Genomic DNA, 22,020 nt, shown 5'->3' with positions numbered 1-22,020 from the left:
TTTATATTTTAAGATTGGATTAGTGGCATTTTTATATCTCTATAAAGAAAAACTTGTATTTTTTATAAAAGATATTTTGATTTTTCTTTCTAAACACTTGCATGTTAATGTTTCTTATAAATGCTTAAGCTATAAAATTTATGGTATTTTATAAACAAATTACAACAAATCTTTTAAAAGATAAAAACTAAAACTTTATTCATCAAAAAAATAAAGCGGTTTTTATTTTAAAAATTTAATTATTTCACAATAAAATAAGGATTTAATAAATCTTGTTTATTATAAACTAGAGGTTTTTCATTGAATGCTTGATAAGTCATTTTTCCTGCTTCTCTTACAATGGCATCTGCTGCTGCTGTATCCCATTCTTTTGTAGGGGCAAATCTAGGATAGCAATCTGCTTCATTGCTTGCCACCATACAAAGCTTAAGAGAACTCCCAATAGATACAAGCTCTTTTTCCCCTTCTATGTTATCAATAAATTTTTGAGTTTCTTCATTCATATGAGATTTACTTGCGACAATCTTATAAATTTTATCCTTTCTCTTTAAGGGCAAACTTTCTCCATTTTTATAAGCCCCTTCCCCTCTTTTAGCACTATACATTATGTCTGTTGCAGGTGCATACACCACACCCAAAACAGGAGTGTCTTTATAAATCAAAGCAATATTGATTGTCCATTCTCCATTTTTTTTAATAAACTCTTTTGTTCCATCAATAGGATCCACACACCAAAACCACTCCCATTTCTTTCGCTCTTTGTATGCAATCATTTTATTTTCTTCTGACATTATAGGCAAATTATATTTTTTCAATGCTTCACAAATAATAGAATTTGCAACCTTATCTGCCTCTGTTAGAGGTGAATGATCCTCTTTATATTCTACATCAAAATCTCTATTATAAATTTCTAAAGTTGCTTTAGCTGCACTTTGCGCTATTTGCCTTATATCTTCTAAGTTAATTGTATCTAACATTTTTTATCCCAAAATATTTTATGAAGATTTTCTAATTTCAAAGTTCTAAATTTTATAGAATTTGCCAATAATCTCTTAATGCTTTTATAAAGGAGAAAATCTCCTTTATATCACACAGGAAATACTCTAATGCTCTTATCTAAATTCTCTTGCAATACAGATTCAATAGCAAAGAGTGTGCCTGTTGATCCGCTTGCACAACCACTACAAGCACCAAGATAGCGGATATACACATCATTATAGCCATCACTTGTTGCTTTTAAATCAATAATCTCCATATTTCCACCATCCATCATAAGCATTGGACGGATTTTTTCATCAATTTCTGCTTCAATCGCTTTAATCTTTTGCACCATTGTCATATCATTAAATGCTAAATCTCCCTTAGCACTTGAATCAGCTTTATTTTTCAAAGCTTCTTCTTCCATTTCTGCTCTTACATCGCGTAAAATATCCACTAAATAATATTCTCTCTCTTCATGTCCGCCCGGCTTGATACAACTTTTACAAAATGCACCTGCTTTTGTGTATTCTGTGATTTCTTCTACGCTTTTTAAATCATTTAGCTTAATTACTTCTTTTAGTGTTCCAAGACTTACTCTAGCACACTCGCACACGATAATCTCATCTTCAAAATCTTCTGGATTCTTGCCTAAATACAATCCTGCTGCTTTTTTAATCACATCATATGCCATTACAGAGCAGTGCATTTTTTGTCCAGGAACTGCTGGAGTATCTGGATCATCTCTTAATGCTTTTTCCACATCTATGTTTGTGATTTTTACTGCTTCTTGCACTTTTTTACCAAGACATAACTCAACCATCATATCCGAACTTGCAATAGCAGTTCCACAACCAAAACTCTTAAATTTCGCATCTACAATCACATCATTAGAATCTACAAGCCAATAAAGCCTTACTGCATCGCCACAAGCCTCTGCGCCATAATCTGCTACGATTAGTTTTAAGCCTCTTTTGTCCGCTTCTTCTTGTGTAATCACTCCAAGATGTGTTGGATTATCCATTCTCTCACTAACTTTTTTAGAATATGCGTCCCATAACGCTCCACCAAGTAATTCATTTTTTGCCATATTTTTTCCTTTTAATAACTGCTTGAAATCGCTCTTAGGCGTTCAATGGATTTTTTAAATACATCTATTGCATAATCAATTTCTTCTTCTGTTGTAAATCTGCTTAAAGAGATTCTAACTGCGGTATGTGCTAATTCTTTATCCGCGCCAATTGCACTCATCACTGGATTTGCTTCCAAATCTTCACTGGCACATGCACTACCCGTAGAGCAAGCAATACCAAATTTATTTAAATCCCAAAGCATTGCTTCACCCTCAACACCTCTAATACTAACCAAAATCGTATTTGGCACACGATTAGCACGATTACCCACTACAAAAGTATCTGGCAAACTAAGTAAGGCATCTTCTAGCTTATCTCTTAATCTTTTTACATTATTTTTCTCAAAATCAAGATATAAAGTCGCTTGTCGCATAGCCTCACCCATAGCAACTATATAAGGCACATTGAGCGTTCCGCTTCTTCTTCCACCCATGTGTTCTCCACCATGAAATAAAGGAGTTAGTTCTCTACCTTTTTTAATAAATAAGCCCCCAATTCCCTTAGGTCCATGGAATTTATGTGCTGAAAAACTTAAAAAATCAATATTGCACTTTTGCACATCTACTGGAATCTTCCCAATTGCTTGAACGGCATCTGTATGAAAAAGAACGCCCTTTTCTTTACAAATTGCACCAATTTCCTCAATAGGAAAAATAATCCCTGTTTCATTATTTGCCCACATAATGCTAACTAGGGCAGTTTTATCTGTGATTGCTTTTTCTACTTCTTTAGCATCTAATCCGCCATTTTCTCCAATAGGCAAATAAGTAACTTCTACTCCAAGCTCTTCTAAGAATCGACAGGTAGAAAGAATAGCTGGATGCTCTACTTCTGTGGTAATAATATGGTTTTTCTCTCCATGACGCAAAATATCAAAATAAACACCTTTTAGCACCCAGTTATTACTCTCTGTCGCACAAGAAGTAATAATAATATCATCTTCATCTTTAGCATTAATGCCCTCATAGAGATGGTTAAAAGCCTCTCTGATAGCAGTATGCGTTTCTGTACCAAAAATATGCAAAGAATTTGGATTCCCGTATTTTTCACAAAAATATGGTTCCATAAGCTCCTTTGCTTTTGGTTCTAACATTGTAGTGGCATTATTATCTAAATATACCCTTTTGTTAGGCTTTTCCATTTAAATTCCTTTCAATAAAATCATTTATTTTTTATCATTAATAAATTTTACATACAAAAATGTATTTAGCTTTTAGCCAAAAAAAGCTTAGAAAATTTTGAAATAAAACTAAGTTATTCAATAATCTTGGTAACAATCTCTCCAATCCCCTCTATAACGCACCTTACCTCATCGCCTACTTTTAAAAATTTTGGTGGATTAAACCCCATACCTGCACCGCTTGGAGTTCCTGTTATAATAACACTCCCTGCTTTAATCAAAAAATAATGAGAAAGCTCACTTAAAATGTGTGGAATAGTAAAAATCATTTCTTTTGTATTACTATCTTGCCTTAGCTCTCCATTCACATAACTTTGAATTTTTAGATTAAAAGGGTTTAAGCTTTCTTTTAAAACCACACAAGGCCCCATAACAAAAGCACCCTCTAGGCTCTTTCCTGCATACCATTGCTTATGTTTTTTTTGTAAATCTCTAGCTGAAAAGTCATTTGCCACACTAAAACCAAAAACATAATCCATTGCCTCTTCTTTGCTAATATTTTGGCAGTCCTTTCCTACAATAAAAGCAAGCTCCACTTCATAATCTAATGCTTCACTCATTCCCCTTAAAGCAAACTCTCCATAAGGTTTAGCACAAACATTAACACGCTTAGAAAAATACACCGCTTCTTCTCGTTTCCCATCAAATGCTTCACCCTTAAATTTATAGGATTCCTTTGCATGTTCTAAATAATTCACTCCTAGACAAATCACATCTTGACTAGGAGAATCTATGGGGGCTAGTATCTCTACTCCTTCTTTTAAAATCTCATAGGTTGCTAATTTTTGAATCTCTTTTAAATTTTTATCAAAAAGCATATCTATTTTTTGAATGCCCTCTAAAACTTTTATTTTTTCTTCTTCTAAGATTCCAAACTTTTCTTCTTTATCTTTTAAAATTCGTATTATCTTACACATTATAAACTCCTATTCATTTGCTTTAGGTTTTAAGCGTTCTATCCATTCAAAATCTTTTTCATCCAACTCTCCACTATGCCTTAAACGATAAAAATCATCTTCTTGCACTACTTTAAAACATTTTGCAGGAGAAGTTTTAGGCAAAAGCAATTTTAAAAGCTCTTCATGTCCATTGCTATAAACTCTAAATTTTATAAAAGTTTCTGCACTCACACTACCTTTTCTAATGATGATTTTTGCATTAAGTGCAGCTTCATTAATAGATTTTAGCCTCTTTTCATTGACAAAATAAAGATTTGCAATATCTTTATATTCTTTTAAACAATCTTGATAACGCGAAAGTGCCTTATCATATTGCTCAATAATTCCTTTAAATTTTTGAGGAACTGGCTCACTTTTTTCTTCATATTCTTTTTTAATAAGTTGCACTTTATTTTGTGCTGGAAGCAAATAGGCATAAAGCTCATCCATAGTTTGTTTTAAATGCCTAATTTTTATTTTAATTTGATCTGAAAGCATTACATATTCTAATCTATCACGCCTCATAAAAGCAAATTTTTCTGGATTAATCTCTAAGCTATTATGATCTCCATTGATAGTATCTATCACCAAAGAATAACGCGCATAAATTTCATTATAGGAGCGCATCTCTGTAATATATATATAATCTGCCCTAACCACTCCACCTAAAGCATTATTAATAAATGCGACTTTTGCTTCTACTACCCCTTTTTCTAATGTATCAATCACAACAATATTAGCTTTAATATTCCCTCTGTGTGTTGTGATAAAAGCAATTTCTGATTGTATGGTGCTTTTTTTATCTGTCGCTCCTTCTATATTTAAAACTTGCTTTTCTCCTCCATTGCACTCTATGTTCTGATTAATAGTATAAGTATCTTTATCCACTTCTTTTAAAAAACCATCAACTCCAGCAAAGTAAGCAATTTTCTCTTCATTTTCTTTAATCTTAATTCCTTGCAAAACCTTTAAATTAAAAGAAGAAATAGGATTATTAGGAACTAAAAGATTTCCTTTTAAATCACGCCCTATTTTCCCAAGGGTAGGCTTAATATATACAAAAAGTAAATCCCCATTTTTTACAGGGCTTAAAAGACAACGCTCTCCTTTAGTTTCTTTAAAAAGCTCCACATTAACTTTATAAACTAGCCTACCCTCACTTCTAGGCACAGGAGCAACTCCGCAAGCTACATCAAATATATTTGTATCAGAATAAGAATTATTAATCACTTGTCGTAAAAAATCATCAATTTGTTCGCTTAATTGCTGATATTCTCTAACTCCTACCAAATAACTCTCGCTAATTAATTGCTTATAAAGTTCTTGATAAATTTCTTCTTTTAATTTTTCACTAAAAGTAAGAGGAGAATCCACACATAAAATTGCTTTTAAAACTTGATTTTCTTCTAGTTTTAATTCAAAATGAAAAGGACGCTTTGGACGCTCTTGCTTTCTATATACCTCTATATCATAGACTTGCTTTATTTTTACCTTAGCACAAAAATTACTATCTTTATTAAATACATTAATATCTAAAATTATTCTTGGAGTTTCTTCATTTTGTTTAATGAAAAATGTTTTTGCTTCTAAAAGATTATAATCAAGCTCTATATTTAACCTCTTAGATTGCTCCTGTATAAACAAAGGAATATTTAAAATACCTTTACATTGCTTAAACCCTTGTGGAACAAACTTTAAAGCCATCTAAAACTGCTTAAAATAATCTTTTGCCAATTTTTCAAAAGCCTCTTCATTTTCTTGTATATCTTGCTTTAATGCAACTAAAGGTTGCTTGCAAATCTTACAACGAATAAAGCTTTGTTTTTCTTGCATAAGTTTATGCAACGCCTCACATACTTGATTTTCTTTAAGATAACAAAGACATACATAAGTATGATATTCACTATCTTTTATACCATAGACTTCTTGGAATATCTTTGTTTGCACTTCTAAACTATAAGGCATTTCATTAATTTCTCTAATGCGATTGCGATAAGTTTCTATTTTTTTATCTTCTTCTAAAATATGTCTTAAAAGACTTTCTTTTAAAAAAATATGAAGTTTTTTTGCACTTTCTTCCACATTATTCATATTTTGGATAGTTTCCTTAATCCCTTGTATGATTTCTTTATGGATTGCTTTATGTTCTTCAAGATGGATATAATTAATATGTTTCATATAAGTTTCCTCATCTTGAAAATGCTTTTTTGCATACATTATAAGGTTGCTTGCAAGTTTCTTTAAAAGAAGAGGCTTTTCAGCAGTTGGCTTGTTTAATAGAACATAAGATTCCTCTACATAGGAGAGTAATTGTTTATGTTGTCCATCAAGATGTTGATTTTTTATGCCAAATTCTTCATTCCATTCTAACACAATTTAAAACCTTAAATATTTCTAATTTTTTGAAATGATACTATTTATTTTATAAATTTTCAAATATTACAACAAAGAAACATAAATTTTCCTCACAAGCGGTAAAAGTAAAATTAAAGCCAAAACATTAGAAATTACCATAAGAGTATTAAAAAAGTCTGACAATTCCCAAACCAATTCTATTTGTAAAATTGCTCCCAAAACAATAAAAAACAACACTAAAATCTTAAAAATAGCTAAAATCTTTTTATCAAATAAATACAAAACATTTACTCTTGCAAAATAATACCAAGCTATGATTGTCGTAAATGCAAAGAAAAATACACAAAGAGCCAAAATAATGCCCCCAAAACTTCCAAAAGCGATATTAAATGCACTTTGCATCATCACTTCTATTTCTAAATTTTGTGTATTTGTAAGCAAGATAATCAAAGCTGTTGCGGTGCAAATTAACATTGTAGTAATAAAAACTGAAAGCATAGCACTAAAAGCTAGATTTAGCACATTGCTATCTTTAGAGTTAATATAAGCATGGGGAATAGAACCCATTCCTGCTTCATTAGCAATAAGTCCCCTTGATATGCCATAATGCAAAGCCTCTTTTACACTAATCCCAAGCAAACCCCCCATTATAGCTTCTGGATTGATTGCAGATATTATAATCCATTCTAAGCAAAATAAGATTCTATCATAAAATAAAAACAAAATATAAATAGCACACAATAAATAAAGCACTGCCATAAAGGGCGCTAAAAACTCCGCAACCAAAACGATGCGTTTCACTCCACCAAAAATCACAAAAGCACATAACAAAGCCACAAAAAAACCGCTTAGAATTTCAGAAAAACCTAAAGCATCTTTAAAAGATATGGCTATGGCATTGCTTTGTGTCATTTGCCCTATAAAGCCCAAAGCCACAATCAAAGATAAAGCAAAAATGTAGGATATAATTTTAGAAATTCTTTCCCCTAAAATCCCCTTTAAACCCTCACGGATATAAAAAGCAGGTCCGCCTAAGTATTGCCCATTTTTAAAAATTCTAAATTTTTGTGCTAAAAGAACCTCTGCCATAATACTAGCCATACCCAAAAATGCACCCACCCACATCCAAAACACTGCACCAGCACCCCCTGCTTTAATCGCAGTAGCCACACCCACAACACTCCCAACGCCAACTTGTGCGCAAATACTAAGAGCCAAAGACTTCAAAGAAGAGAGTTTGTCTTTTTGATTGTTTTTAAAAAAATAGGTAATGCTGTATTTAAATTTAAAAATTTGCGCAAATTTAAAGACAAAAGTGTAGAGGATTCCAACTAAAAGCAGAGCACCTACTAAAATATAAGTTACAAAAAACTCATTGATACTTAAAAATAAATCATACATCTTTAAATTCCAATTATATTTTAAAAGGCAAATTATATATTTTGTTAGGAGGAATTTCAAGGGAGTTTTATTTTGCACTCCCTAAATCTAGAAATAAAAAAATTTTATTCTTCAAATAAATCTGTGCTAAGATAGCGTTCGCCTGTATCACAAAGCAAAGTTACAATATTTTTACCCGGATTTTTCTTAGCACACTCTATTGCTCCCCATAAATTTGCACCCGAAGAAATCCCCACCAAAACCCCTTCTTGTTTTGCGATATTTCTAGCTTGTTCCCTTGCATCTTCTTCTTCCACTTTTAAAATCTCATCTATTAGACTTCTATCTAAAATCTCTGGGACAAACCCCGCACCAATCCCTTGAATCTTATGCGCTCCTGCACTCTCTCCGCTAAGCACAGCAGAATTTGCAGGTTCTAATGCTACTATTTTGATTTGTTTATTGTGTTCTTTTAGCACCTTACCCACACCACTTAATGTCCCACCTGTGCCAACTGCAGAGATAAAAATATCCACTTTACCCTCTAAGCTTTCTAAAATTTCTAAAGCGGTTGTTTTAGTGTGTGTGAGTGGATTTGCAGGATTTACAAATTGTCCTAAAATTTTGGCATTAGGAATTTGCTTTTCTAATTCAAATGCTTTATTAATAGCACCCCTCATACCTAATTCTGGCGGTGTTAGCTCTAGCTTTGCTCCCAATGCACTTAAGAGTTTTCTTCGCTCAATACTCATAGAACTTGGCATCGTTAAAATTAACTTAATGCCTTTTGAAGCACATATAGAAGCAAGTCCGATTCCTGTGTTTCCACTTGTTGGCTCAATGAGTGTAGTTTCTTTGTCTATTTTTTTGCTTTGCAATGCTTCTTCTATCATACCTTTTGCAATTCTATCTTTTATAGAGCCACTTGGGTTTAAAAACTCACATTTTACATAAATATTTGCCCTATAGTTTCTTGAAAGAGTTTCTAATTTTAAAAGGGGGGTATTGCCTATAACTTCTGTTATTGAATGGATAAGTCTTGCTGCCATTATAAATCCTTCTTATATAATTTTAGGAGTAATTTAGTAACATTGTAATTTATAAAATAAATATTGTCAAGTATATAATAGTATATTGCTATGATTTTATTTAGGGTGTTAATTATCTAAACATAAGGATATATCTATACAATATCTAAATATATACTACTATTTTGATATGATATAAAAAACTAAAAAAGATTAAAAAACTTTTTACATTTAACTAGACTTTACATATAAAGCTTGTATGATTAACAAAGCTAGTTTAATTTAGCATAAGGAGATAGCAATGAATTTTTTTGAAGATTATAAAGAGCAAATAGAGCAAAGAGCAAAACAAAATATCCCCCCTCTTCCTTTAAATAAAGAGCAGGTAAAAGAAGTAATAGAACTTCTTAAAAAAGGGGAACAAACAGATTATCTTATTGACTTACTTTCAAATCGCGTTTCACCGGGAGTTGATGAAGCTGCCAAGGTTAAAGCAGAGTTTTTAGAAGAAATTATTTTAGACAAAGTTAAAGTAAATGGAATTTCAAAAGAGTTTGCCATTAAACTTCTTGGCACAATGTTAGGAGGCTACAACATCTCTCCTCTTATTAACGCCCTAAGTGCAAAAGATGAAACAATCGCACAAGCAGCTGCAAACGCACTTAAACACACACTTTTAGTTTATGATGCTTTTAATGATATTGTAACTTTAAGCAAAAGCAACAAATATGCAAAAGAAGTGTTGCAATCTTGGGCAAATGCAGAATGGTTTTTAAACAGAAAACCATTAAGCGAAAAAATTACAGCAGTGGTTTTTAAAATTGATGGCGAAACAAATACTGATGATTTAAGTCCAGCAAGTGATGCTTTTACAAGAAGTGATATTCCACTCCACGCACAAGCTATGTTAAAAAATAGAACCCAAAATGCCTTTAGCAGAATTGAAGAACTCAAGAAAAAGGGTTATCCTCTTGTTTATGTAGGCGATGTCGTAGGGACAGGAAGCTCAAGAAAATCCGCTTGTAATTCCCTTGTTTGGCATATGGGAGAGGAGATTCCCTACATTCCCAACAAAAAATCCGGCGGACTTGTGATTGGTGGGGTGATCGCACCTATTTTCTTTAACACTTGTGAAGATAGTGGCTGTTTGCCAATCATCGCTCCTGTTTTAGAGCTAAATGAAGGCGATGTGATTGATATTTATCCTTTTAAAGGAGAGATTCATAAAAATGGAAAAGTAGTTTCTACTTTTAATCTAAACCCAAACACAATGGCAGATGAGATAAGAGCGGGTGGAAGGATTAACCTAATCATCGGAAGAGGACTAACCACTAAGGCTAGAGAAGCACTAGGAATGGAAAAAGAAGAGATTTTTGCAAAACCTCTTGGTTCTAAATCTAGCGCAAAAGGCTTTAGTTTAGCACAAAAAATGGTAGGAAGAGCTTGTGGAGTAGATGGAATACTACCAGGAACTTATTGTGAGCCCCTTGTAACCACAGTGGGTAGCCAAGATACTACGGGTGCTATGACAAGAGATGAAGTAAAAGAACTTGCATCTTTAGGTTTTAGTGCTGATTTTGTATTGCAAAGCTTCTGCCACACAGCTGCCTATCCAAAACCTGCTGATGTAAAGCTTCATGCAACTTTACCTAATTTTATGAGTAGTCGTGGAGGTGTGGCATTGCGTCCTGGAGATGGAGTAATCCACTCTTGGCTTAATCGTATGGTTTTACCCGATACCATCGGCACAGGTGGGGATTCTCATACAAGATTCCCCATTGGGATTAGCTTCCCTGCAGGAAGCGGACTTGTAGCATTTGCTGCAGTTACTGGCTCTATGCCTCTTGATATGCCAGAATCTGTTTTGGTAAGATTTAAAGGCAAGATGAATGAGGGGATTACTCTAAGAGATTTAGTCAATGCAATCCCTTATTATGCGATTAAACAAGGACTTTTAACCATTGAAAAGAAAGGCAAAAAGAATATCTTTAGCGGAAAAATCCTAGAAATTGAAGGTTTAGAAGATTTAAAAGTAGAACAAGCTTTTGAGCTAAGTGATGCAAGCGCAGAAAGAAGTGCAGCAGCATGCACCGTGGCTTTAAACAAAGAGCCTATCATTGAATACCTAAAATCTAATATTACTTTGATTGAAGCAATGATTAAAGATGGTTATGAAAATGCTATAACACTGAAACGACGCGCACAAAGAATGCAAGAATGGATTGATAATCCAACACTGCTAAAGGCTGATAAAGATGCAGAATATGCAGCCATTATTGAAATTGATTTAGCAGAGATTACAGAGCCTATTTTAGCTTGTCCAAACGATCCTGATGATGTAGCGACACTTAGCGAGATTTTAGCTGATCCTAAACGTCCTAAAAAAATTGATGAAGTGTTTGTGGGAAGCTGTATGACAAATATCGGACATTATAGAGCATTAGGAGAAGTGCTAAGAGATGAGGGTATGGTGCCTACGACTTTATGGGTAGCCCCTCCTACTAAAATGGACGCACAACAACTCACAAAAGAAGGCTATTACTCTCTTTTTGGTGCAGCAGGTGCCAGAATCGAGCTTCCTGGATGTAGCTTATGTATGGGTAATCAAGCAAGAGTTAGAGACAATGCTGTGGTATTCTCTACTTCAACAAGAAACTTTGATAATAGAATGGGTAAAGGTGCGCAAGTATATCTAGGAAGTGCGGAACTTGCAGCACTTTGTGCGCTTTTAGGTAAAATCCCTACAAAAGAGGAATATCTAAACCTTATCCCTAAAAAGATTAAAGACAAAAAAGATCAAATTTATCGCTATTTAAACTTTAATCTAGTGAAAAACTTCTCTTTCTAATCCCTTTTTTGGGATTAATCTTCCCCTTTGAAAACAAAGATTTTAATGCATATTTTATACCATTTTTATATTTATCGCTTTATTTTTTACTAAAAACAAAACGCATTATCTGTTTTATGGTTTTTATGTTATCTTACTCCTTTTTTTCTGTTTGTATGTGATAGCAAACGAAGCAATTTAGCAATGGCAAAAAATATAGGAGAAAATATAATTTGACCTTATTTTAAAAATATTTAATAACTGCATGTATTTAGATAGGTGGTAATTTTTAATGTCCTTTGTGTTTTATAAAACTTCAAAAGCTTTATTTAAAACTTAAATGCTAATTTTCTAGTGCATTTAAGCTTATTTCCTAATCTGCCCTTCCCCTCTTATTTTATACTTATAGCTAGTGAGTGCTTCTACTCCCATAGGCCCTCTAGCATGCAATTTTGAAGTAGAGATTCCAACCTCTGCTCCATAGCCAAACTCCCCTCCATCGCTAAAACGCGTAGAGGCATTCACATACACACAAGCACTATCTACTTTGTTTAAAAATTCTTCTGCTAGAGTATAATCCTCACACAATATTGCTTCACTATGTCCGCTCCCAAAGGTAGAAATATGTGCCAATGCCTCACTTAAATCCTCTATAATTTTTAGATTAATAATCTTTTCCCCATATTCATTATAAAAAGCACTTTCTCCTACTTCTTCACACAAAATGCCATTTTCTTTTAAGATTTTACAACATTCTTTTGTGCCTTTAAGCTGTGTGCCTTCTTGGCTTAAACTTAAGGCACATTTAGGTAAAAATTCCTTTACAATTTCTCTATCTATCAATAAAGTTTCACAAGCATTACAAGCACTAGGATAAGAAGTTTTAGCATTTACAATGATTTTTAAAGCATTTTCTTGATTGCAACTTTTATGGGCATATATATGGCACACTCCCTTATCTTGCTTGATTACAGGCATTTTTGCATAAGTGCTAACAAACTTAATAAGCCCCTCTCCCCCACGCGGTATTACAAGATCGATTACACCCTCTAGCTCCAAAATCTCCTTTAAATCTTCCCTATTTTGCATACTTTTTAACAAAATAATACACTCTTTAGGCAAAGAATGCTTCTCTAATGCCCTAAAAAATGCTTCTATAATCGCTTCATTAGAATTTTGTGCTTCCTTGCCCCCTTTTAAAATCGCAACATTCCCACTCTTAAAGCAAAGTCCTGCAGTATCGCTTGTAACATTAGGACGCGATTCATAAATAATAGCCACCACGCCTAGAGGCACACTTACCTTTTCTATTTTCAAACCACAATGATTGCTAAACCCATCTATCACACGATTTAGTGGATCTTTATAATTTGCAATTTCCCTTAAAGAATCCGCCATAGCTTCTATCTTTTTAGAATCCAATTTGAGCCTTGCTTGCATGGAGGCACTTAGATTATTTTCTTGAGCCTTTTTTAAATCTTTTGCATTTGCATTTAAAATTTCTTCTTTTAAAATTAACAAATTATCCGCACAATCTAGCAAAAATTCCCTTCTTTTAGAAGAAGAGAGTTGCCCTAAAATCTCTTTGGCTTGTTGAATTTTTAAAAAATCTACTAAAAGCTCCATAATTTACCCTTTACATTCTTAGTTTGCTTATTTTAAAACATTTTTTTATATAATCCCTTAAAATTTTTAAAAACAAGGAAATAAAATGCCAAAAGATTCCAATGGAGTAGAATTAAACACAGGAGATAGCGTAAGTCTTATTAAAGATTTGAAAGTAAAAGGTGCTAGCTCTAACCTAAAACGCGGAACTACAATTAAAAATATTAAGCTTACAAACAATGAAAGCGAAATTGAAGCAAAAGTAGATAAACTAGGCACTATCGTGCTAAAAACTTGCTTTTTAAAGAAAATCTAAATGGGAGAATTTGACATCTCTCTTAGTATCGGACTTTTATTGTTTTTTGCTGCTTTTGTGGCTGGATTTGTAGATTCCATAGCTGGAGGTGGAGGAATGATTACTATTCCTACCCTACTTTTAGCGGGTATTCCGCCCTTGCAAGCACTTGCTACAAACAAACTCCAATCCTCTTTTGGAAGTTTTTCTGCTACGCTACATTTTTATAAAAAAGGCTATATCAATCTAAAATCCTGCCTACCTTTTGCCCTCCTAGTCTTCATAGCTTCTGGAATTGGGACAATAAGTGTGCAATTTGTAGATACAAGCTTTCTAAAAAAGTTTCTTCCTTTGTTAATCTGTGCTTTTGGAATCTACTTTCTTTTTTCTCCTAAAATTACCGAAGAAGATAGAGCTACAAACATTCACAAAGGCTTTTTAATATTTGCCTTAAGTGCTATTGGATTTTATGATGGATTTTTTGGACCTGGAACAGGCTCGTTTTTAATGATAGCACTCATCACACTTGGAGGTTTTGGACTTACACAGGCTCTTGGAAACGCTAAACTTTATAATTTTTCTACAAATCTAGCTTCTTTAATCTTTTTTGCACTGGGTGGGAATATTTTATGGGGTATTGGCTTACTTATGGCTGTAGGACAATTTTTGGGGGCAAATCTTGGCTCACGCCTTGCAATTAGATATGGAATTAAAATCATTAAACCTCTAATTGTTAGTATTTCTTTTATTATGGTAGCTAAACTTATCTATGATGAGTTTTTTTAATTTTTAAAACTTCTTACAAGCCACCACTACTGCAATGGCAAACCCACCATCATGAGAAATAGAAAGGCTAAAGGAAGAAATATTAAAATACTTTAGCTTTTCATCGCTAAGCGTCAAAAAGGGTGCATTTTTGCTATCTTTACTAATATATATATCTTGAAAGCTTAATTCTTTTCCTATACCACACTTTAGAGCTTTTGCACATGCTTCTTTTGCTGCCCAAAAACCTGCAATACTTTCTATTTTTTTAGCAATACTAATCTCACTAGGCAAAAGAAACTTTAAAAGCCCTTTTTCTCCAAATTTTTCAACATAGGTAGCAATCCTATTAATTGCTACAATATCCACGCCTACATCTATCAAATTTTATTGAACCACAAACTCTGTAAAGAAAATATTTACCACTCTACCATCTACCAAAAACTCATTAATACGTTCTTGTATTTCAGCTCTTAATTTTTGTTTGCCTTTAGTGGTTTGAATCTCTTCTAAAGTCTTAGAACTTAAAATAGTAATAATAGTATCACGAATAATATCTCTTTTTGTATCTAGCTCTGTTTGCAAAGTAGGAGCACTAAGTTCTAAAGATATAGAAGTCTTTAGATAACGCTTGCCTCCCCCTGAAGTCATAAGATTCACTATAAACTGATCCACAGGATACATTTGCCCCACGCTAAGAAGATTACCTCCTCCTTGTACACCACCTGCTTGCTGTGCTACTTGAGGCTGTTGCTGGGCTTCTGGTTTCTCATCACCCCCACTAAAAATCAAAATAGCCACAACAATCAAAACAACTAAAAGTAATGCAACAACTCCAATGATAATAAAAAGTATCATTTTATTTTGTTTTAAACCTGCTAGTTTGGATTCTTTTTTCTCTTCTTCAACTTCAGCCATAATTTCCCTTATTAAAAAAATTTTTATATTATAGCAAAATTTTGGTGATTATCCCTTTACTTATTGGGTTTAATTTTTCAAATAACTTCCAAGCCATTTTAGCTTATCCCCATAACGCAAAAAAAGCTCTTTTATATTTTCATCCTCTATATGCCCATCAATATCTATAAAAAAGCAATAGCTAAATTCTCCATCATTTTGCATATTAGGGCGTGATTGAATAGAAGTCATATTGATATTTAAATCCTTTAAATCATAAAGCAAATTATAAAGTGCACCTGGTTTATTTGTATGCGATAGATTTGCAAAAATAGAAGTTTTATCTTGTGTGCTTTTTTGGTTTTTGAAATTACTTACAATAATAAAACGGGTCTTATTGGTAGAATTATTTTCAATATTATTAAACAAAATAGGTGTATTATACAATTTTGCAGCAATATGCGAACAAATAGCAGCACATTTTGCATCGCTTGAAGCAAGTTGGGCAGCACGTGCTGTGGAATCAACAGGGATTTTTTCAATATGATCTAAGCTGTGTTCACTTAAAAATTGCGAACATTGTCCAAAAGCAATATCCTTAGAATAAAGCACTTTAATTTCTTTAATATTAGAGGAAAGACTAGCAAAACAATGATGGATTGGCATATAAATTTCAGCAACAATCTTTAATTCTGTATTTTTTAATAAATCTAGCGTTTCTCCTACTGCACCATTTTGGTTGTTTTCTATGGGGATTACAGCATAATTTGCACGCCCATCCTCTACACTTTTTAGGGTTGATGCAATAGTGTTGCAAGGCAAATACTCACACATCGCACCAAAGCGACTTTCAGCTGCTTGATGCGTATAGCTTCCAAGAGGACCAAGATAAGAAACACGCTCTGGCAATTCTAAATTTCTACTTACTGCAAAAATTTCTAAAAAAATAGATTCGATTGCATTTTTATTAAGAAGAGAAAGAGGTTTAGCTCCTAGTCTATCAAGAATTTCTTTTTCTCTATCAGGACGATAAATAGGGGCTTTGCTTTTTAGCTTTGCTTTGCCTATCTTTTTTACAATCTCCATACGCTTCTCTAAAAGCTCTACAAGCGTGTTATCAATCCCATCAATTTCTTCTCTAAATGCTCTTAAATCCATTTTAACCCCTTATTTTTGCATCAATTCTTTTTCATTTTGAACAATCTCTTCAAAACTCTCTCTTCTTTTTATAAGCCTTTCTCGCCCTTTTTCAAAAGCAACTTCAGCACATTTTAAGCGTGTATTATAGTTACTACTCATACTCGCACAATACGCACCTGCACTCATCACACATAAAATATCATTATGCTCCAAAGAAGGTAAAGAAATATCTTTACCCAAAAAATCTCCACTCTCGCACACAGGCCCCACTACATCTGCTTTTGTTTGTTCCCCTTCTTTTAAGGCAACAATTTTATGATAAGCATTATAAAGACTAGGACGGATTAGATCATTCATCGCCCCATCAATAATTACAAAGCGTTTTTTATCGGTTTTTTTCTCATATAAAACACTGCTTAAAAACACTCCACAATTTCCAACCAAAAAGCGTCCGGGTTCGCAAATAATCGTCAAATCAAGCCCTTTTAATGCTTCTAAAATACTTTGTGCATAATCATAGGGTTGAATAATCTTTTCATCTTTATAAGTGATGCCTAGCCCCCCTCCTATATCAAAAAACTTCAAATCAATTTTTAAGGCAATAAGACTATGGGCTAAAGAGGCTATTTTTTTAGCCGATTCTCTTATAGGTTCTAATTGTGTGAGTTGCGAACCTATATGAAAATGAATGGCAATGGGCTCTAAATAGGGAGAATTTTTTGCATACACATACATTTCTTTTGCCACTTCAATGCTAACGCCAAATTTATTTTCTTGCAATCCTGTGGAAATATAAGGGTGAGTTTGTGGATCTATATTAGGATTCACACGCACAGAAATTCTTGCACTCTTTCCTAGCTCTTTAGCAATTTTTTCTACCCTAAAAAGTTCTTCTTTACTTTCAAGATTTAAAAACAAAATATCAAGTTCTAAAGCTTCTTTAATCTCACTATCTTTTTTTCCTACACCACTAAAAATAATTTTATACTTTGGAATCCCAGCAATCAAAGCCCTTTTAACTTCCCCTATGGATACACAATCTGCACCACTTTCCAAAGTTGCTAATTTTTGCACTAAACTAAGATTAGAATTTGCTTTTAAAGCATAGCAAATAAGTGCTTTTCTCCCTAAAAATGCCGCTTTTAATTGTTTATAATACTCTTCTATCTTATCAAAATCATAAACATAAAGAGGAGTTCCATAGTTTTTAGCAACTTTATTTAAATTTTCTTTGGTAAAATTACCGCTTAATGTGGGTTCATTGCTTAAAATAATTCGTTCCATAATCTTCCTAAAAAATAATTTTTACAAAAGGTGTATATTGTATAGCAAAAAGCCTTAAAGTTATTTGGTTTTTTTGCTGATGGATAACACCATACCAATCATAATACAACTTGCAAGAAGCGAGCTTCCTCCATAGCTTAAAAATGGCACAGCAATCCCCTTAATAGGAATAATACCTGCAATTCCAAAAGCATTGATTAAAAAAGAAAAGCCCAAAATAAGCCCGATTCCCGAACAAAAAAGATAATAAATAGTATTTTGAGAGCGAATAGCAATCCTAAAAATCCTAAACAACATAAATACAAAAATACAAACTACAAAAAATAACCCCAAAAATCCAATCTCTTCAGTGATTCCCGCTAAAATAATATCCGTATGCACCTCACTTAAAAAACCAAGCTTTACAAGCCCATTTCCAAGCCCTTTACCTAAAAATCCCCCATTTTCAATCGCACTTAAAGAATATTGAATCTGATAAGGTTCAGGGAGATTTTCTACCCTTAGAGAATTTTGCACAAAAGCTGGCAATAAAGATAAAATAAAATCTTGTGTCCCCGCCCACCAAGCTTTAATACGCATAATCCTATGTGTGCTTGTAATAATCACTATAAAAAAAAGACTAAAAGCCCCCACTAAAAGCATAAGAAAAAAGCGAAAACTACTCCCAGCAAAAATCATCATAAGTGCTAAAGTCATTCCTAAAAGCACGATTTGCCCAAGATCGTTTTGCAAAATTGCAATTAAATAAACCGCAATTAAAAAGATTCCAACATAAGGCAAAAAGGTTAAAAATTCTTCTTTAATAGTTTTTTGTTCTAAAAGTGAAAATTTCCTTGAAAAACTCCATGCTAAAAATAATACAAAACCTATTTTAAAAAACTCCACAGGCGCCAAAGAAAAAAAAGGTAGCCTAATCCAACGCTTCGCACCTCCTGCGCTTGTTGCAAGGCTTTCTGGTAAAAAATGCATAATAAACATCAAAAAAATTCCACCAAAAAATAAAAAAAAGCCAAATTTCACAACATAAGCATCAGGATTCCTCCTTGAAATCCAACCCATAAGAAAAATGCCTAAAATCCCCGCAATAAGTTGCCTTAGAAAAAAATGAAAGGAATTATAACCATAATACAGCACAGCAAAACTTGAAAGCGAATAAGAAAAAATAATGCTAATAGTTATAAGGCAAGTAGTTGCCAAAAATAAAGAACGATCAACCATTTGCTAATTGTAGCATAATTCCTCTAAGATTTTTTCAATCACTTCTAGTTTATTTGCACTCATAATGTGAATTTTTGGATGAATCTTTACCAAATCTTCAAAAAGTTTTTTGCTTTTTTGTAAGCCAACTTTCTTTTCATCTTCTAAACCTTGCACTTCTTTTAGCTCCAAAAGCCAATCTTTTGGCACAAAAACACCCGGAAGCTTATTGTGCAAAAAAAGTGCTGTTTTGTAAGTTGTAATAGGGAAAAACCCCAATACCAAAATACATTTTTTTTGCAATTCTTTATTGATAGAATCCATAAAACCTAGCAATTCTTTAGCATTTTGCAAATCATAAACAGGTTGTGTAAAGATTGCATTAGCCCCATTTTTAACCTTATCATACATTTTTTTATAAAGATTGTCTTTATTGTTTGCATAAGCATTCAAAACACTAAAAGCGTAAATAGGTTTATTTTCCCCTAAAATATCATTATCGTTAATATCTTTTTTAGAGTTTAATTGTGCAATAATCTTTAAAAGCAACTGACTATTTCCCTCAAAAACAGGTCTTGCTTGAATTTGATTCCCATGCCTTAGAGGATCACCCGTTAAAGCCAAAATAAGGCGTAAATCAAGACTATTCATACCAATTAGCTCACTTTGCAAAGCAAGAGTATTTTTATCTCTCATTGTCATTGTAGTAATAGAGGGGATATTAAAATAACTTTGCAATTTTAAACTTGCAAGAAGCGAATTATGCTTTAATTTTGCCAAAGGAGAATCCGTGCAAACAAAAGCATCAATTTTATCTAAAATTTTACTCTTTTCTAAAAGCTTAAAATTCTCTTCTAAACTAAAACTCATAGGAACAGAAAACTCATAAGTGAAGCACTTTTTTTCACTCCTTAATCTTTGTATAAAATTTTCTATCTTATTCATTTAAATCCTCTATTTTATTTTTTAAATAAATTTTCTATAAATTCAATATTAATCGCAACAAAATATTAAATATAGCTTAAATTAAAAGAGTATATTAGCATTATTTTTATAAATACAAGTTGAATTTAGATTTTTAAAATTTTTATCTTTAAACACGAAGCTATAAAAATTTACTTTTAAATATTTAAGTTTTAAGATTTGTTAGCAAAAAAATAGTATAATGAGAAGTTTTATTTTATACAAAAGTTAGGAAAATGCTTAGATTATGTTCTGCTTCTAAAATAAGAAGTTCTCTTTTAAGGGCACATAATATACCTTTTATCCAATGCGATAATTCTTTTGATGAAGAAAGCATAAAAACGGATAATCCCAAAGATTTTGTTTATTATGCAACCTTAGGAAAACACCAAAACGCTAAAGAAGTCTATGGACTTTCTTTACCTCTTTTAATAGCAGATAGCGTGGTAATGATGGAGGGAAACCTACAAAGAAAAGCAAAAAATCTAAGCGAGGCAAGAGAGTTTTTAAACGCCCAAAGTGGCAACTGCCTTAGTATTCTAACTTGTATGATTTATCACTCGCAAAGTAAATTTTTTATTGACATTAGTGCAACTTACTATGAATTTGAAAAATTTCAAGACAAAGATTTAGAAGATTATCTTTCAAGCAATCTTTGGCAAAATAAAGCAGGTTGCATTATGTGTGAGGGCTTCCATTCTCGCTATGTTAAAAAGCAGATAGGCTCAAGCACTAATGCTTTAGGTTTGAACATTGAAGTTCTAAAAACTTTTCTTTAAGGAGTAAAAATGAATACCACTATGGTAGCTATTATGCTTGCCACCTCTATCATTATCGGACTTTTAGGACTTATTGCATTTGTATGGGGACTAAAAAATGGTCAATTTGATGATGAAAAAAAGATGATGCAAGGTGTTTTATTTGACTCTCCTGAAGATTTACAACATGCTGCAAATACAAAACCTAATAAAAAGGATACAAAATGAGTAAAATTTATAATATCGCAATCATTGGAGGAGGACCTGGAGGCATTGCTTCTGCGGTAGAATCTGTTATTTTAGGCATTAAAGATGTGATTTTATTTGAAAAAGGTGAGGGACATTCCACCACAATTAGAAAATTCTACAAAGACAACAAACGCGTAGATAAAGACTACAAAGGGCAAAAAATAGAGCTAAATGGCAATATCTATTTTTGCGATGGCACAAAAGAAAGCACTTTAGATCTTTTTGATGAGATTATTCAAAAAAATTATTTTGAAGCGAAATTCCAAACAGAAGTAGAATCTATACAAAAAGAAGGAGATCTCTTTGTAATCCACACGACAAACAATACGGAAATTAAAGCAAGATTTATTATTATTTCTATTGGCAAAATGGGACAACCTAATAAACCTTCCTACCCCATCCCCTCTTCTATCCGCTCTTTAGTTAATTTTAATCCTAATAGTGTTTTACCTAATGAACACATTTTAGTCGTAGGGGGCGGAAACTCTGCTGTGGAATATGCTTGTGTTTTAAGCGAAAGCAATCCTCTTACACTAAACTACCGCCGCAATGAGTTTTCAAGAATCAATCAAATCAACAAAGAAAACCTACAAAATTGTATCAATTCTGGCAAAATTACTCCAAAACTGGGCATAGATATTGAAAGCTTAGAAGATGAAAATGGCAAACCTAAGGTTAATTTTACTGATGGTAGCTCAAGCGTCTTTGATAGAATTATTTACGCAATTGGCGGAATGGCGCCCATAGATTTTCTTAAAAAATGTGGCTTAGAACTTGATGAAAATGGTGTGCCAAAGATTGATGAAAACCACCAAAGCTCTGTAGAAAAAATTTATATCGCTGGAGATATTTTATATAAAAATGGAGGCTCGATTGCTGCTGCATTAAATCATGGATTCCACATTGTCCAAGAGATAAACTCTAAACTTTCTTAAGGCTTCAAGCCTTAAATTAACCTATTTAAATAGCTGTATGATTTCAAGACTGCAAAATCCCAAAAAGCAAAAAATTAAATTTTGGTAGTGGCAATAGAACCTGAAAGCTCTTG

Annotated in this window: 21 protein-coding genes; 6 read left to right on the top strand and 15 right to left on the bottom strand. The window is 32.8% G+C overall.

What is annotated here, in order from left to right; translation table 11 throughout:
* Window positions 1–239 precede the first annotated feature (239 nt).
* From cysQ to cysK, 8 genes are all read right to left on the bottom strand, one after another.
* A complete protein-coding gene (gene cysQ, locus EBF09_RS01905) occupies window positions 240–977 on the bottom strand; it encodes a 3'(2'),5'-bisphosphate nucleotidase CysQ (RefSeq protein ID WP_121763456.1) in 738 nt (245 codons plus the stop codon).
* A 110-nt stretch (window positions 978–1,087) separates the two neighbouring features.
* Window positions 1,088–2,068 carry an iron-sulfur cluster assembly scaffold protein gene (locus EBF09_RS01900; protein WP_121763455.1) on the bottom strand — a complete coding sequence of 327 codons (981 nt, stop codon included), beginning with the start codon at window positions 2,066–2,068 and terminating at the stop codon, window positions 1,088–1,090.
* Between the two features lie 11 nt (window positions 2,069–2,079).
* On the bottom strand, window positions 2,080–3,252 hold the full coding sequence (locus EBF09_RS01895) for a NifS family cysteine desulfurase (RefSeq protein ID WP_121763454.1): 1,173 nt from the start codon (window positions 3,250–3,252) through the stop codon (window positions 2,080–2,082).
* 113 nt (window positions 3,253–3,365) lie between these two features.
* Window positions 3,366–4,208, bottom strand: coding sequence for a fumarylacetoacetate hydrolase family protein (locus tag EBF09_RS01890; protein WP_121763453.1), 843 nt, complete (start codon window positions 4,206–4,208; stop codon window positions 3,366–3,368).
* A 9-nt stretch (window positions 4,209–4,217) separates the two neighbouring features.
* On the bottom strand, window positions 4,218–5,933 hold the full coding sequence (locus EBF09_RS01885; protein ID WP_121763452.1) for a flagellar assembly protein A: 1,716 nt from the start codon (window positions 5,931–5,933) through the stop codon (window positions 4,218–4,220).
* Window positions 5,934–6,602, bottom strand: a complete 669-nt coding sequence (locus EBF09_RS01880) for a bacteriohemerythrin (RefSeq protein WP_157978154.1) — start codon at window positions 6,600–6,602, stop codon at window positions 5,934–5,936.
* A 66-nt stretch (window positions 6,603–6,668) separates the two neighbouring features.
* Window positions 6,669–7,985 (bottom strand): alanine/glycine:cation symporter family protein, encoded by a 1,317-nt coding sequence (locus tag EBF09_RS01875; protein WP_121763450.1) that lies wholly within the window; start codon window positions 7,983–7,985, stop codon window positions 6,669–6,671.
* A gap of 104 nt (window positions 7,986–8,089) precedes the next feature.
* A complete protein-coding gene (gene cysK / locus EBF09_RS01870; RefSeq protein WP_121763449.1) occupies window positions 8,090–9,013 on the bottom strand; it encodes a cysteine synthase A in 924 nt (307 codons plus the stop codon).
* Window positions 9,014–9,293: 280 nt separating this feature from the next.
* On the opposite strand from cysK, the gene acnB reads away from it, so the two are divergent.
* Window positions 9,294–11,840, top strand: a complete 2,547-nt coding sequence (gene acnB / locus EBF09_RS01865) for a bifunctional aconitate hydratase 2/2-methylisocitrate dehydratase (RefSeq protein WP_121763448.1) — start codon at window positions 9,294–9,296, stop codon at window positions 11,838–11,840.
* Between the two features lie 345 nt (window positions 11,841–12,185).
* On the opposite strand, the gene EBF09_RS01860 is transcribed toward acnB, so the two are convergent.
* Window positions 12,186–13,445 carry a glutamate-5-semialdehyde dehydrogenase gene (locus EBF09_RS01860; RefSeq protein ID WP_121763447.1) on the bottom strand — a complete coding sequence of 420 codons (1,260 nt, stop codon included), beginning with the start codon at window positions 13,443–13,445 and terminating at the stop codon, window positions 12,186–12,188.
* A gap of 85 nt (window positions 13,446–13,530) precedes the next feature.
* On the opposite strand from EBF09_RS01860, the gene EBF09_RS01855 reads away from it, so the two are divergent.
* Window positions 13,531–13,740, top strand: a complete 210-nt coding sequence (locus EBF09_RS01855) for an alkylphosphonate utilization protein (protein WP_121763446.1) — start codon at window positions 13,531–13,533, stop codon at window positions 13,738–13,740.
* Window positions 13,741–14,505 (top strand): TSUP family transporter, encoded by a 765-nt coding sequence (locus EBF09_RS01850; protein WP_121763445.1) that lies wholly within the window; start codon window positions 13,741–13,743, stop codon window positions 14,503–14,505.
* 3 nt (window positions 14,506–14,508) lie between these two features.
* On the opposite strand, the gene acpS is transcribed toward EBF09_RS01850, so the two are convergent.
* The 6 genes from acpS to EBF09_RS01820 all read right to left on the bottom strand — a co-directional run bounded on the left by acpS (window position 14,509) and on the right by EBF09_RS01820 (window position 19,947).
* The gene (gene acpS / locus EBF09_RS01845; protein ID WP_121763444.1) at window positions 14,509–14,868 is read right to left on the bottom strand and encodes a holo-ACP synthase; all 360 of its coding nucleotides are present in this window, start codon (window positions 14,866–14,868) and stop codon (window positions 14,509–14,511) included.
* Between the two features lie 3 nt (window positions 14,869–14,871).
* The gene (fliL, locus tag EBF09_RS01840; protein WP_121763443.1) at window positions 14,872–15,402 is read right to left on the bottom strand and encodes a flagellar basal body-associated protein FliL; all 531 of its coding nucleotides are present in this window, start codon (window positions 15,400–15,402) and stop codon (window positions 14,872–14,874) included.
* A 69-nt stretch (window positions 15,403–15,471) separates the two neighbouring features.
* Window positions 15,472–16,539: a prephenate dehydratase gene (pheA, locus tag EBF09_RS01835; protein WP_121763442.1), complete on the bottom strand. Its 1,068-nt coding sequence runs from the start codon at window positions 16,537–16,539 to the stop codon at window positions 15,472–15,474.
* 9 nt (window positions 16,540–16,548) lie between these two features.
* Complete coding sequence (gene lysA, locus EBF09_RS01830) at window positions 16,549–17,805, bottom strand: diaminopimelate decarboxylase (protein ID WP_121763441.1); 1,257 nt, start codon at window positions 17,803–17,805, stop codon at window positions 16,549–16,551.
* A gap of 60 nt (window positions 17,806–17,865) precedes the next feature.
* The gene (locus tag EBF09_RS01825) at window positions 17,866–19,023 is read right to left on the bottom strand and encodes an FtsW/RodA/SpoVE family cell cycle protein (RefSeq protein WP_121763440.1); all 1,158 of its coding nucleotides are present in this window, start codon (window positions 19,021–19,023) and stop codon (window positions 17,866–17,868) included.
* 3 nt (window positions 19,024–19,026) lie between these two features.
* The gene (locus tag EBF09_RS01820; protein ID WP_121763439.1) at window positions 19,027–19,947 is read right to left on the bottom strand and encodes a methylenetetrahydrofolate reductase; all 921 of its coding nucleotides are present in this window, start codon (window positions 19,945–19,947) and stop codon (window positions 19,027–19,029) included.
* 254 nt (window positions 19,948–20,201) lie between these two features.
* Here EBF09_RS01820 and maf point away from each other — a divergent pair, with 254 nt between their 5' ends.
* The 3 genes from maf to EBF09_RS01805 are packed head-to-tail and all read left to right on the top strand — an operon-like array spanning window position 20,202 to window position 21,907.
* Window positions 20,202–20,744 carry a septum formation inhibitor Maf gene (gene maf / locus EBF09_RS01815; protein ID WP_121763438.1) on the top strand — a complete coding sequence of 181 codons (543 nt, stop codon included), beginning with the start codon at window positions 20,202–20,204 and terminating at the stop codon, window positions 20,742–20,744.
* A gap of 9 nt (window positions 20,745–20,753) precedes the next feature.
* Window positions 20,754–20,951, top strand: a complete 198-nt coding sequence (gene ccoS / locus EBF09_RS01810; protein ID WP_121763437.1) for a cbb3-type cytochrome oxidase assembly protein CcoS — start codon at window positions 20,754–20,756, stop codon at window positions 20,949–20,951.
* On the top strand, window positions 20,948–21,907 hold the full coding sequence (locus EBF09_RS01805; RefSeq protein ID WP_121763436.1) for an NAD(P)-binding domain-containing protein: 960 nt from the start codon (window positions 20,948–20,950) through the stop codon (window positions 21,905–21,907). Before ccoS ends, EBF09_RS01805 begins: the two co-directional genes overlap by 4 nt.
* The last annotated feature ends 113 nt before the right edge of the window (window positions 21,908–22,020 follow it).

It is taken from the genome of Helicobacter burdigaliensis (genome assembly GCF_003670295.1).
In the GTDB taxonomy this organism is placed as follows: Bacteria; Campylobacterota; Campylobacteria; order Campylobacterales; family Helicobacteraceae; genus Helicobacter_D; species Helicobacter_D burdigaliensis.
Note: the sequence above shows the minus strand (reverse complement) of the source record. Positions and strands in the feature narration are given on the sequence as shown.